General features: G+C 63.1%; 8 protein-coding genes. 2 read left to right on the forward strand and 6 right to left on the reverse strand.

Annotation, left to right across the window (positions count from 1 at the left end; genetic code table 11):
* Nucleotides 1-54: 54 nt before the first annotated feature.
* Nucleotides 55-1296, reverse strand: a complete 1242-nt coding sequence (locus FS665_RS17980) for an MFS transporter (RefSeq protein WP_145191359.1) — start codon at nt 1294-1296, stop codon at nt 55-57.
* A gap of 108 nt (nt 1297-1404) precedes the next feature.
* Between FS665_RS17980 and FS665_RS17985 the strand changes: the two genes are divergently transcribed.
* Together FS665_RS17985 and FS665_RS17990 are read left to right on the forward strand one after the other, a co-directional pair.
* Nucleotides 1405-2301, forward strand: a complete 897-nt coding sequence (locus tag FS665_RS17985; protein ID WP_145191362.1) for a LysR family transcriptional regulator — start codon at nt 1405-1407, stop codon at nt 2299-2301.
* A gap of 104 nt (nt 2302-2405) precedes the next feature.
* Nucleotides 2406-3179: a ParA family protein gene (locus tag FS665_RS17990; RefSeq protein WP_145191365.1), complete on the forward strand. Its 774-nt coding sequence runs from the start codon at nt 2406-2408 to the stop codon at nt 3177-3179.
* 24 nt (nt 3180-3203) lie between these two features.
* Here FS665_RS17990 and selO read toward each other — a convergent pair whose 3' ends face one another.
* From selO to betB, 5 genes are all read right to left on the reverse strand, one after another.
* Nucleotides 3204-4664 (reverse strand): protein adenylyltransferase SelO, encoded by a 1461-nt coding sequence (selO, locus tag FS665_RS17995; protein WP_145191368.1) that lies wholly within the window; start codon nt 4662-4664, stop codon nt 3204-3206.
* A 122-nt stretch (nt 4665-4786) separates the two neighbouring features.
* The gene (mscK, locus tag FS665_RS18000; RefSeq protein ID WP_145191371.1) at nt 4787-8095 is read right to left on the reverse strand and encodes a mechanosensitive channel MscK; all 3309 of its coding nucleotides are present in this window, start codon (nt 8093-8095) and stop codon (nt 4787-4789) included.
* Between the two features lie 34 nt (nt 8096-8129).
* Complete coding sequence (locus FS665_RS18005; protein ID WP_145191451.1) at nt 8130-9872, reverse strand: potassium/proton antiporter; 1743 nt, start codon at nt 9870-9872, stop codon at nt 8130-8132.
* A 164-nt stretch (nt 9873-10036) separates the two neighbouring features.
* Nucleotides 10037-11728 (reverse strand): choline dehydrogenase, encoded by a 1692-nt coding sequence (betA, locus tag FS665_RS18010; protein WP_145191374.1) that lies wholly within the window; start codon nt 11726-11728, stop codon nt 10037-10039.
* Nucleotides 11729-11884: 156 nt separating this feature from the next.
* Complete coding sequence (betB, locus tag FS665_RS18015; protein WP_145191377.1) at nt 11885-13357, reverse strand: betaine-aldehyde dehydrogenase; 1473 nt, start codon at nt 13355-13357, stop codon at nt 11885-11887.
* Nucleotides 13358-13381: the final 24 nt, after the last annotated feature.

Consider the following 13381-nt stretch of genomic DNA (forward strand, 5'->3'; position numbering starts at 1 on the left):
CGCTGCAAACGACAAAGCCCGGCCTGTTGAGCCGGGCTTTTTTTCGCCTGTCGCCTATGCGGTTTTCGGCGCCAGCCTGCTCAGGCGCAAGGCGATCAACAGCGCTGCGGCCAGCAGGGCGCCAATGAACACGCCGATGCCATTCCAACCCCAGTGGTGCCAGAACACGCCCCCGGCTGTGCCGGCCACGCTCGAACCTGCGTAATAGCTGAACAGATACAGGGATGAGGCTTGGCCTTTGGCCTTCAACGCGCGGCGACCGATCCAGCTGCTGGCTACCGAGTGAGCGCCGAAGAAACCGAAGGTGAACACCAGCATGCCGGCGATCACCACCGGCAAGGGCGTGGCCAGGGTCATCAGCATACCGCTGGCCATCACCACGATGCTGGCCCAGAACACCTTGCGCCGGCCGAGCTTGTCGGCCAGGGCACCGACTTGGGCAGAGCTGTAGATGCCAGACAGGTAGACCACCGAGAGCAGTCCTACCAAGGCCTGGTTCATGTGATAGGGCTCGGCGAGCAGGCGATAACCGATGTAGTTGAACAAGGTGACGAAGGCGCCCATCAGCAGGAAGGCTTCAAGGAACAGCCAAGGCAACCCGGCATCCTTGAAGTGCATGAGAAAGCCGTCGCGCAGGCTGCGCGGGTTCATCGATTGGGCGCGGAAGTTGCGCGACTCCGGCAGCACTTTCCAGAACACCACGGCAGCGATCAGCGCCAAGGCACCGATGGTCAGCATTGCCGTGTGCCAGCTGACGAAATCGATCAGCACCCCAGTGATCAGGCGTCCGCTCATGCCGCCGATGGCGTTGCCACCGATGTACAAGCCCATGGCCAGGCCAATGTGCTGCGGGTGGATCTCTTCGCTGAGGTAAGTCATGGCCACCGCCGCCAGGCCGCTCAACGACAGGCCCACCAGCGCCCGCGTGGCCAGCACTAGCTCCCAGGTCGGCATCACGGCACTGGCCAGTGTGGAAAGCGCCGCGCACACCAGGGCGAATACCATCACCGGCTTGCGGCCCACGCGGTCGGAAATCGGCCCGGTGATCAACAAGCCGCAGGCCAGCATCGCCGTCGCTACCGACAGCACCAGGCTGCTTTGCGCGGCATTGATGGCGAACTCTTGGGACAACAGCGGCATCATCGGCTGAACGCAGTAGAGCAGGGCGAAGGTGGCGAAGCCACCGCTGAACAAGGCCAGGACGGTCCTGAGAAAAGCGGGCGTGCCTTTTTCGATCCACCTGTCCGGTGCGATGGCTGCCGAGCAAGCGGGGAGGGGGGCGACTGCAGTTTTCACGCGGCGGTACCTCTGGTGCAATGAAAAAAGCATATAGCCGGCTAATGATTTGATCCAATATATTGTTCGACCTATTTAAGTTGTTTGGCGACCTATTGGAGCAAGCTCATGGAGCTGCGGCACCTGCGTTATTTCATCGCTGTGGCGGAGGAGCTGCATTTCGGCCGTGCGGCCCAGCAGTTGGGGATCTCGCAGCCGCCGCTGAGTCAGCAGATCCAGGCGTTGGAACACGAACTGGGCGCCCGCCTGTTTGAACGCACCAACCGACGGGTCGAGCTGAGCGAGGCTGGGCGCTTGTTTCTGCAAGAGGCCCGCCAGGTCCTGGCACAAGTCGAGAAAGCGGCGGATGTGGCACGTCGGGCGCAGTTGGGGGAGCTGGGCGAGATGAAAATCGGTTTCACCTCGTCCGCACCCTTCACGTCGAAGATTCCCAAGGCGATTCATGCGTTTCGCCAGCGCTTTCCGGCGGTTCATCTGCACCTGCAGGAAATGAGCAGCCGCGATGTCGCCGAGGGGGTTTTCGATGAATCCATCGAAGTTGGCCTGATGCGGCCGATGCCGTTGCCTGAGGGGCTGGTGGCTACCGAACTGTTTCGCGAGCCGCTGGTGGCAGTGATCAACGCCTCTCATCCTCTGGCCCACGGCAGCGACGATGGCGTATACATGGCAGCGCTGGCGCAGGAGCCGTTCGTGTTCTTCCCGCGCAGCTACGGCAGCGGCTTGTATGCGCAGCTGCTGAGCCTGGCCCGCCAGGCCGGGTTCAGTCCGCATTTTGCCCAGGAGGCGGGCGAGGCGATGACCATCATCGGCCTGGTATCGGCCGGGCTGGGTGTGTCGGTACTGCCGGCGTCGTTCAAGCGCATGCAGATCGAAGGCGTGGTGTATCGCACGCTGCTCGATGCCGAGGCGACTTCGGCCGTGTGGCTGGTCCAGCGCGAGCGCGGCAGCTCGGCGATGGCCAGGGCTTTCGCCGAATTGGTGACCGGGCAGGTCTACGCCGAGTGAATCCGAACCGAGATCAAGCCGGCATCAGGTAGCCATCGACAGTACTGGCCATTGCCGCTGCACCGACACATACTCGGGCATTCGTTGATACACGGAGGTCAATCATGCGGCGCGTGGTGTTCAATCAGAAAGGTGGCGTTGGCAAGTCGAGCATCGCTTGCAACCTGGCAGCGGTGAGCGCCAGCGAAGGCTACCGAACCCTGCTGATCGACCTGGATGCCCAGGCCAATTCGACCCAGTACCTGACCGGGCTGACCGGCGACGACATCCCCATGGGGATCGCCGATTTCTTCAAGCAGAGCCTGTCCAGCGGGCCATTCAGCAAGAAGAACAAGGTCGATATCTACGAAACCCCGTTCGACAACCTGCATGTGGTCACCGCCACTGCGGAGCTTGCCGACCTGCAGCCCAAGCTCGAAGCCAAGCACAAGATCAACAAGCTGCGAAAGCTGCTCGACGCGCTGGACGAAGACTATGAGCGGATTTACATCGACACGCCGCCGGCGCTCAATTTCTACGCCGTATCAGCGTTGATCGCCGCTGATCGCGTACTGATTCCTTTCGACTGCGACAGCTTCTCGCGGCAAGCCCTGTACGGCCTGCTGGCGGAAATCGATGACCTCAAAGACGACCACAATGAAGCTCTCGAGGTCGAGGGCATCGTGGTCAATCAGTTCCAGTCCCGCGCCAGCCTGCCCCAGCAGATGCTCGATGAGTTGCTGGCCGAGGGCCTGCCGGTGCTACCGGTGTATCTGGGCAGCTCGGTAAAGATGCGCGAATCGCATCATGCAAGCCTGCCGCTGATCCACCTGGAGCCGCGGCACAAGCTGACCCAGCAGTTTGTCGAATTGCACGATTTGCTTGAGGGCAATGGCTGAGGATCGCGCGGGCGCGAGCTGTCGTCAGGACGAGCAGCTGATTTCCAGGTGCTTGCCCCATTCAGGCGGACGCTCGGCATAGGCCTGCATGCCAGCCTGTTCTTCGAACGGTCTGGTCAGCACCTGATGCAGGCGCCGCACCTCGCTGTAGTCGCCTGCCTCAGCCGCTTCGATGGCCCGCTGCGCCAGGTAGTTGCGCAGTATGTACAGCGGGTTCACCGCATGCATGCGCTCGCGTCGGCCGGTCGCATTGTCGGCTTCGCGCTGGCAGCGCGCCAGGTAGTCGGCAGCCCAGGCGTCGAAACCGGCCAGGTCGATGAAATCATCACGTAGCAGCTGCAGGGCGTCAGCCACCGGCTGCTCGCCCAGCCTGCGGAAGAACAAGGTGTAATCCACGCCACCGCTCTGCATGCGCTGCAGCAGCCGTTCGACCAAGGCCATGTCCTCATCTTCGGCGCTGGTCAGGCCCAGGCGGCGGCGCATCAGGTCCAGGTAATGGGCCTGGTACAGCGGCAGGAACAACTCCAGGGTCTGCTTCAGCGCTTCGACCTCGATCACCGTGGTCAAGGCCTGGGCGAGGGCGCTGAGGTTCCAGTGGGCAATGGGCACCTGGTTGGCATAGCTGTAACGGCCACGGTCATCGGAATGGTTGCAGATGAAGTTGGCGTTGAAATCATCGAGGAAGGCGAACGGTCCGAAGTCGAAGGTGATGCCCAGGATCGACATGTTGTCGGTGTTCATCACGCCGTGGCAGAAACCGTAGGCCTGCCAGTAGGCGATCAGCTCGGCATTGCGTTCGACGATGGTGCGGAACATGGCCAGGTAGGGCTGTTCGGCGTCCCGGCATTCGGGGTAATGCTCGGCGAGCACGTGGTCGATCAACACCCGTTGCTGTTCAGGCTGCTTGGTGTAGTAGAAATACTCGAAGTGGCCGAAGCGCACGTGGCTGGGCGCCAGGCGCGTCAGCATCGCTGCGCTTTCGCGGGTTTCGCGCCAAACCGTGGTGCTCGAGCCTATTACGCAGAGTGCCCGGCTGCTGGGAATGCCCAGCGCATGCAGGGCTTCGGAGGCAAGGAATTCGCGGATCGACGAGCGCAGCACGGCGCGCCCGTCGCCCATGCGTGAATACGGGGTCTGGCCAGCACCCTTGAGGTGCAGGTCCCAGTGCTCGCCGCGCTCATTGCGCACCTCAGCCAGGAGCAAACCGCGACCATCGCCCAGGCGCGGGTTGTACGAGCCAAATTGATGCCCAGAGTAGACCATTGCGCGGGGGTCGGCTTCTTCCCAGAGCTTGTGGCCGCTGAACAGCTCGGCGAACAGCGGCAGTTGCGCCTGGGCAGGGTCGAGATCGAGCAGCCCCATGGCCGACTCGCTGGCCACCACCAGGCGCGGGTCGGCGATGGGATCGGGCAGCACCTGGGTGGAAAATGCATCGCCCAGACTGGCGAAGCGGTTGTCGAAGGTCAGTTGGTCGAGGGCTTTCACAGGCTGCTCCTGGTTGAGGGCCATTGGGGCCGTCTTGCGGCCCTACGCGGGCAAGACGGCTCGCCCCTGATTGGCGGCGAGCCTTCCCGGCATTGTGCACAGCGTAAAGTATTGGAGCCCCATCAAGCCGGAGCAGTGCCATCCGATTTCGGCTGCTCCATCGCTATCAGCTGCTGCTTGCCGCCTTTGGGATCCATCAGGAACACTTCCACCTGGCGCACCGAGATCTTGATGTCGTGGGCCTTGAACTCGCGGTTGATGTAGCGGTTGATCTCGTCGAGCGTCGGGTTGCGATCGCCAAGGTCGCGTACATGCATGCGCAGTTCGTGGTCCAGCGAGCTCTCGCCGAAGTTCAGGAAGTACACGATGGGCTCAGGGTCCTTGAGTACCCGCGGGTTTTCATGGGCGCCCTTGAGCAGCAGGTCGCGCACCAGATCAAGGTCAGAGCCGTAGTCGATGCCCAGCTTCAGTGTTACCCGCGTGACCGTATCGGTCAGCGACCAGTTGATCAGCTGCCCGGTGATGAAGGTCTTGTTGGGAACGATGATGTCCTTGCGGTCGAAGTCGGTGATGGTGGTAGCGCGGATGCGAATCTTGCTCACGGTGCCGGACAGGTTGCCGATGGTGATGGTGTCGCCGATGCGCACCGGGCGCTCGAACAGGATCATGATGCCGGAGATGAAGTTGGCGAAGATCTCCTGCATGCCGAAACCCAGGCCCACCGACAAGGCCGCGACCAGCCACTGCAGCTTGTCCCAGCTCACCCCCAGGGTCGACAGGGTACTGACGATCCCGACGCCGACGATGGTGTAGGACAGCAGCGTGGTCGTTGCGTAGGCGCTGCCCTGGGCAAGGTTCAGGCGCGACAGCACCAGCACCTCGAGCAGGCCCGGCAAGTTGCCCGCCAGGGCGAAGGTGATGCCGACGATCACCAGGGCGCCGAGCAGGTCGCCGAGGCTGATCGGTACCATGCTGGCGGCAGCGCCGGTGCCGCTGGTGTATTCGTAGAGGACGAAGTTGTTGAGGTAGGCGAATACCGACAGCAGGTCCGACCAGACCCAGTACAACCCGGCGATGAAGCCGCCCAGCAGCGCCAGGCGGATCAGGCGCAGCGATTGCTGGTTGACCTGCTCGATGTCCAGGGTGGGCTCTTCGCTGATCACTTCGCCGTCCAGCCCTTCCTTGGCGGCCTGGCGCTTGCTCAAGGCGCGTTGATAGGCCAGGCGCCGCGCCGCCACCGACAGCCCGCGCACGAACGCCGCTTCGATCACCAGCCAGAACAGCAGCAGGTACAAGGTGTAGATCAAGCGGTCGGTGAGCTTCAGCGCGGTGTAGTAATAGCCGAAGCACACCGCGACGAACAAGGCGATCGGCAGGGCGGTGAACGCCACCCCCACGGCCTTGCGGAACAGCGAGGTGTCGCGATGCGCAGGGCTGCTCAACAGCAGGCGGCTGAGCAACCAGGCCATCAGTGCGTAGCAGGTCAGCACCACACCGATGCCGAGCACATCTTCAGCCAGCGCCGAGGGCTGGTGCTCGGCCACCGCCACCACGCCGACCAACGCCAGCACCACCGTGCCAAGGCGGCGCACCCAACCACGCAGGAATTCGACCTGCGGCTTGTGCCAGCGGAAGTGGATCTCGGCCACACCGCCCGGCGAAAGAATGCGATAGGCGGTGTAGAACACCAGCCAGGCCTGGGCCAGCTGCCACAAGGCGGCACCCAGGTTGGCGTTCTGCCCGCGGGCGTCGATCTGCAAGGCATAACTGCAAAGCGCCAGGCCCAGGCTGACCGGCATTGCCAGGAGAATGTTGATGAGGATCGCCTGGGGCGTGTGCCACTGGCTGTCGCGGCGGAAGTGGCCGATATCCTGGTGCACCTTGCCCAGGCGCTGATACAGGTACTTGCGCCGCCATTGCAGGGCGCCGATCACCAGCAGCAGCGGCAGGAACAGCAGCGGGCGCTGGATCAGGCCATCGCCCAGTTCCTTGACCCCCGAGGCCCACGGCAGGCTGGCAACCTGCTCCGGCAAGCGCTCTGGCACCAGGCGCAACCAATCCCAGTCCAGCGGCTTGTTGCTGGGAATCCAGAACATCTGTTCGTCGAGGGTGTTGCGCAGGCCGATGGCGGTGCCGAGCAGTTGCTTCTGGTTGAGCTGCAGGGTGATCGATTCGTTGAGCAGTGCCGACAATTCGCGGTTCAGGCGCTCGAGCAGGTCGCTGCGGGTGATCGCCACCTCGAGCAAGGCCCGGCGCAGCTGGGGGGTGACATCCTGTTCGGGCTGAGTGGCTAGCAAACGGTCGACGTAGGTCACCGGGCTGCTCATCTGCTCGCGCTGCTGGTTGATCTCGAACTGGTACAGGCGGATATCGGCAATCTGGTCGGCCAGGTCGCGGTCCAGCTTCAGGTGCGGCAGCGCCTGTTTCTGCTTGTAGAGGATCTTGGACAGCAGCAGGCTGCCCTTGAGCACGTTGATCTGCTCGTCCAGGGCCTGGTCAGCCTGGGTCAGGCTATCGAGCTGCTGTTTGGTGCGCAGGTTCTGTTGGGTCAGCTCGTTGAGGCGGTCGGTGCTTTTGAGCAGGTAGTCGGACAGCTTGAGGTTGGCTGCACTTTCGGTAGCCAGCAGGCTGCTGCCGCCGGCCTTCTGCGCCTCGATGGACTGCTGGGTGACGGTTTGCTGCGACTGGGCCAGGCGCTTTTCGTTGATCAGCGTCTGCAAGTCCTGGATTTCCTGCTCCAGGCGCGCGGTACGCTCGATGAGCAGGTCGTGGCGGGCATTGCCCAGGTCCTGCAGCAGGCCGTTGCCGGCCAGCTCCTGGCGGCGCAGCAAGGTCGTGGCATTGAGCGAGGCCAGTTCGGCGAGCAACTGGTTGCGCTGGTCGGCGTTGATCGGCTTGCCGCCGTCCTTGCCACTCTTGAGGCTGTTGTTGATCTGTTGGGCGCGGGTCTGGTTGTTGCTGATCTCGGCCTGGGCACGCTCAGGGCGAGTTTGCGAGTTGATGATCAGGCTGTTGGCCTCGGACAGGGCCTTTTGCAACTCACCCTGCTGGGTGTTGCGCTCACTGAGCATCTGCTCGAGCTGCGGTACGCTCAAGTTGGCGTAGCGCTGAGCCAACGGCTGCGCCTTGCTCTGCTTGAGCTTGGCCAGTTCCTTCTGATTGTCGCTGGTTTCCTTGGGCGCATCGGCCAACTGTTGCTTGAGCTCGGCCAGCTTGCGCTCGCTGTCTTGCTTGCTGTTGAGCAGGCCCAGGGTTTGCTCCAGCACCTGCTGCAAGGCCTTCTGATCGGCTTCGGGCAGCTTGCGCTCGGCAATCTTGTCGAGGCTGCTCTGGATGCTGGCGGTGGTCGGGGCTTCTGCCGCGTTGGCGGCGAAACAAAGGCACAGGCACAACCCGAGCAGGGCTGTGCGAAGGTACACGCGCAGGGACATAGGCAGACTACTTTGGATCAGGCGGAAACGGAGTTTAGAGGAACAATCCTGGTCCGGGTCGCGTTCCTTCGGGGAATCTGACGCCGACTTTCTGGATCTTGTTCCCGTCCAGGGTCGCCACGGTCCAGATCGTGCCATGCCATTCGACCTGGTCGCCTACTACTGGAGCGCCTCCGACCTTTTGTCGGATGAACTGCGCCAGCGGCATTTTCGCGTCCAGGCCGTCGAGCTTGAGGCCATACAGCGCAGCGACCGCGCCCAGCTCGGCATCGCCTTCGAGCACGAAGTCGCCGAAGAAGCGCAGGTCCAGCCCGCGCTGCGGTGCCTGGCTGAACAGCTTGCCCAAGGCCGGCAGGTTGTGTTCGTGGCCGATCACGCAGAGCATGTCGCCCACCTCCAGCACCGTGCTGCCCGAGGGGTGCAGCAGTTGCTCGTTGCGAAACAGGGCGGCGATGCGTGTGCCCTCGGGCATCTTCAATTCGCGCAGGGCTGCGCCGATGCACCACTTTTCCGCACCCAGGCGGTACACGAACAGCTCCCACTCGCTGGTCACATGCACCTCCAGCGCCGAGCGGGAAATGGGTGCCGGGTCTGGTGGTACCGTGACTTTCAGCAGCTTGGCCATCCACGGCAAGCTGGTGCCTTGCACCAGCAGCGATACCAGCACGATGAAGAACGCCAGGTTGAAGAACAGCTGCGCATCGGGCAGCCCCGCCATCAACGGGAACACCGCCAGAATGATCGGCACCGCACCGCGCAGGCCGACCCAGCTGATGAAGCCTTTTTCGCGGCCGTGGAAGGCCTTGAATGGCAGCAGTGCGGCCACCACCGACAACGGCCGCGCCACCAGGATCATCCACAGCGCCAGGCCCAGCGCCGGTACGGCGATCGGCAGCAGGTCGTGAGGCGTGACCAGCAACCCCAGGACCAGGAACATGCCGATCTGCGCGAGCCAGGCCATGCCGTCGAGCATGTGCAGGATGCCGTGGCGGCTGCGGATCGGCTTGTTACCCAGTACCAGGCCGCACAGGTATACGGCCAGGAAGCCGCTGCCATGCAGGGCGTTGGTCAGCGAGAACACCACCAGGCCACCGGCCACCACCAGAATCGGGTACAGGCCACCGGCCAGGTTGATGCGATTGACCAGTTGCAGCATCAGCCAGCCGCCACCCAGGCCGAGCAGCCCGCCGATGCCGAACTCGCGCAGCAGGTGGGTCAGCAGGCTCCAGTGCAAGCCGGTCTGGCCGCTGGCGATCATGTCGATCAAGGTAACGGTGAGGAATACTGCCATCGGGTCGTTGCTGCCCGATTCGATTTCCAGGGTGGCCGTGACCCGTTCGTTCAGGCCCTTGCCGCCAAGCAGCGAGAATACCGCCGCCGCGTCCGTGGAACCGACGATGGCACCAATCAGCAAGCCTTGGATCAGGCTCAGGTTGAACAACCAGGCCGCGACCAGGCCGGTCAGCGCCGTGGTGATCATCACCCCGATAGTGGCCAGCGACAGCGCCGGCCACAGGGCCACGCGAAAGCTCGCGACCCGTGTGCGCAGCCCGCCATCGAGCAGGATCACTGCCAGGGCCAGATTGCCTACCAGGTAAGCGGTGGGGTAGTTGTTGAAGATGATGCCGCCACCGTCGACCCCGGCAACCATGCCTACCGCCAGGATGATGACCAGAATCGGGATACCCAGACGCGACGACAGCGAGCTGACCAGAATACTCGCGCCCACCAGCAATGCGCCGATCAGAAACAGGCTGTTGATGGTGCTGGCATCCAAAGGCAGGTACTCCGGGGTCGTGCGGAAAGGAACTTGAATGGGCAAGTCGCGTGCCAATCGATTCTAACCTGATGAATTGGCAGCATGTAAAGCGTTTCTGCAGATGTAAAAAAGGCACCGCGAGGGTGCCTTTCAGTGCCGCCAGGTTACCAACCAGGGTTGGCTTAGCCCTGCTTCACTTCGCGCATCGCTTTGCCTTTGACCGGAGCACCATTGGCCTTGTAGTACTTGGCCGTGCTGCGCGGCAGTGGCTTGCGACCACGGATCTTGTCCGAGATCTTTTCCGCGATCATGATCGTGGTGGCATTCAGGTTGCCGGTGATGATGATCGGCATGATCGAGGCGTCGACCACGCGCAGACCTTGCATGCCATGGACGCGACCTTCGCCATCGACCACAGCCATCTCGTCGGTGCCCATCTTGCAGGAACAGGACGGGTGATACGCGGTTTCGGCGTGCTCGCGGATGAACTTGTCCAGCTCTTCATCGGTTTGCACGTGCTCGCCCGGGCTGATCTCGCGCCCGCGGTACGGGTCGAGCGCCGGCTGGGCCATGATTTCCCGGGTCAGGCGGATGCCGTCGCGGAATTCCTGCCAATCCTGCTCGGTGGCCATGTAGTTGAAGAGGATGCTCGGGTGCTGACGCGGGTCTTTGGACTTGGCCTGGATACGCCCGCGGCTTGGCGAACGCATCGAGCCCATGTGCGCCTGGAAGCCGTGTTCCTGCACGCCTTTGGAGCCGTTGTAATTGATCGCCACCGGCAGGAAGTGGTACTGGATGTTCGGCCACTCGAACTCAGGACGCGAGCGAATGAAACCGCCTGCCTCGAACTGGTTGCTGGCGCCGATTCCGGTACCGTTGAACAGCCACTCGGCGCCGATGGCCGGCTGGTTCCACCAGAGCAGCGAAGGGTACAGCGATACTGGCTGAGTGCAGGCGTACTGCAGGTACAGCTCCAGGTGGTCCTGCAGGTTCTCACCTACCCCTGGCAGGTCGTGCACCACCGGGATATCCAGGCTTTCGAGCAGGGCGCGCGGGCCGACGCCGGAGCGTTGCAGCAGCTGCGGCGAAGCGATGGCGCCAGAGCTGACGATGACTTCCTTGCGCGCACGGGCTTCGACGCGCTCTTCGCTGTCGCCGACCAGGTAGGTCACGCCAACGGCGCGCTTGCCTTCGAACAGCACGCGGTCGCTCAGGGCGTGGGTAACGATGGTCAGGTTCGGGCGTTTCTTGGCCTGGTCCAGGTAACCACGGGCGGTGCTGGCGCGACGACCCTTCTTGGTCACGGTACGGTCCATCGGACCGAAGCCTTCCTGCTGGTAACCGTTCAGGTCTTCGGTGCGCGGATAGCCGGCCTGCACGCCGGCCTCGACCATGGCGTTGAACAGCGGGTTGTTGCCAGCCTTGGGCGTGGTGACGCTGACCGGGCCTTCGCCGCCGTGGTAGTCATTGGGGCCGATGTCACGGGTTTCGGCCTTGCGGAAGTACGGCAGGCAGTCCGAGTAAGTCCAGTCTTCCAGGCCTGGCAGTTCGGCCCAGCCATCGAAGTCCATGGCGTTGCCACGGATGTAGCACATGCCGTTGATCAGCGACGAGCCGCCCAGGCCCTTGCCGCGTCCACATTCCATGCGGCGGCCGTCCATGTGCGGCTCTGGGTCGGTTTCGTAGGCCCAGTTATAGCGCCGACCTTGCAGTGGGAAGGCCAGTGCAGCCGGCATTTGCGTGCGGAAATCGAAGCGGTAGTCCGGGCCACCGGCTTCGAGCAGCAGCACGGTCACGCTGGCGTCTTCGGTCAGGCGCGTCGCCAGGGTGTTACCGGCCGAGCCTGCGCCGACGATGATGTAATCATATTCCATGGAGCTTCCTCCGGAAGCAGCGGCAAGCTTGGCGCTGCAAGCTGCAAGAACAGGCAGCCGCGCAAAGCTTGCGGATGAATGAGGCCTGCAAGGGCCGGTGGCAGGGTGCCGACCGGCTCTTCTTGCAGCTTGAAGCGTGCGTCTTGCAGCGGTAGATCAGAAGACCGACGCGTAGTCGCCCAGTTCGACCTGCACCGACTTGATGCGGGTGTACTGAGCCAGCGAGCTGATGCCGTTTTCACGGCCGACGCCCGACTGCTTGTAGCCACCGACCGGCATCTCTGCCGGCGACTCGCCCCAGGCGTTGATCCAGCAGATACCGGCTTCAAGCTTGTGGATGATGCGGTGGGCGCGGCTGATGTCGTTGGTGCAGACGCCGGCCGCCAAGCCGTACTCGGTGTCGTTGGCGCGGCGGATCACTTCGTCTTCGGTCTCGTAGGACAGAATGCTCATCACCGGGCCGAAGATCTCTTCCTTGACGATGGTCATGTCGTCGCGGCAGTCGGTGAATACGGTCGGCGCCACGAAGGCACCCTTGGCGAATTCACCCTCGTTCAGGCGCTCACCACCGCACAGCACACGGGCGCCTTCCTGCTTGCCCTTGGCGATGTAGCCCAGCACGCTTTCCATGTGCTGGAAGCTGACCAGTGGGCCGAAGTTGGTGTTTTCGTCTTCCGGGTTGCCAGCACGGATGCGGGCTACGCGCTCGACGATCTTGGCTTCGAAAGCGGCTTTCAGTTCAGCCGGGACGAACACACGGGTGCCGTTGGTGCAGACCTGACCGGAGCTGTAGAAGTTGGCCATCATGGCAATGTCGGCGGCCTTGTCGAGGTCGGCATCTGCGCAGATGATCAGCGGCGATTTGCCGCCCAGTTCCATGGTGACTTCCTTGAGCGACGAGCTCGAGGCGCTGGCCATGACTTTCTTGCCGGTGGTGGTGCCGCCGGTGAAGGAAACCTTCTCGATGCGTGGGTGTTCGGTCAGCCAGGTGCCGACTTCGCGGCCGCTGCCGGTCAGGACGTTGAACACCCCGTTCGGCAGGCCGGCTTCGGTGTAGATCTCGGCCAGCTTCAGGGTTGTCAGCGAAGTGACCTCCGAGGGCTTGAAGATCATCGCGTTACCGGCAGCCAGGGCCGGCGCGGACTTCCACAGGGCGATCTGGATCGGGTAGTTCCAGGCGCCGATACCCACGGTGACGCCCAGTGGCTCACGGCGGGTATAGACGAAGGACGATTCACGCAGTGGAATCTGCTCGCCTTCGATGGCCGGCACCAGGCCTGCGTAGTACTCCAGGACATCGGCGCCAGTGACGATGTCGACGTAGCGGGTTTCGGAGTACGACTTGCCGGTATCCAGGGTCTCCAGCATGGCCAGCTCGTCGTTGCGCTCGCGCAGGATGTCGACGGCGCGGCGCAGGATGCGCGAACGCTGCATGGCGGTCATCGCCGCCCAGACTTTCTGGCCGCGCTCGGCGCTTTCGACGGCTTTCTCGACGTCAGCCTCGGTGGCACGTTGCACGTGGGCGAGGACTTCGCCGGTCGCCGGGTTGATGGCTTCGAAGGTGGCATCGCTGCCAGCGTCGACGTGAGCGCCATCGATGTAGAGTTTTTGCGTTCCGAAACGGGCCATAGTGTCCTCGCAAGTGCAGTGTGT

The organism is Pseudomonas sp. URMO17WK12:I11 (genome assembly GCF_007677725.1).
Taxonomy (GTDB): Bacteria; Pseudomonadota; Gammaproteobacteria; order Pseudomonadales; family Pseudomonadaceae; genus Aquipseudomonas.

Bases quoted from the DNA above. Each gene is read 5' to 3' on its own strand.
- betA (WP_145191374.1), bottom strand. From the start codon at position 11,728: ATGGAATATGATTACATCATCGTCGGCGCAGGCTCGGCCGGTAACACC.
- mscK (WP_145191371.1), bottom strand. From the start codon at position 8,095: ATGTCCCTGCGCGTGTACCTTCGCACAGCCCTGCTCGGGTTGTGCCTG.
- betB (WP_145191377.1), bottom strand. From the start codon at position 13,357: ATGGCCCGTTTCGGAACGCAAAAACTCTACATCGATGGCGCTCACGTC.
- FS665_RS17990 (WP_145191365.1), top strand. From the start codon at position 2,406: ATGCGGCGCGTGGTGTTCAATCAGAAAGGTGGCGTTGGCAAGTCGAGC.
- FS665_RS17985 (WP_145191362.1), top strand. From the start codon at position 1,405: ATGGAGCTGCGGCACCTGCGTTATTTCATCGCTGTGGCGGAGGAGCTG.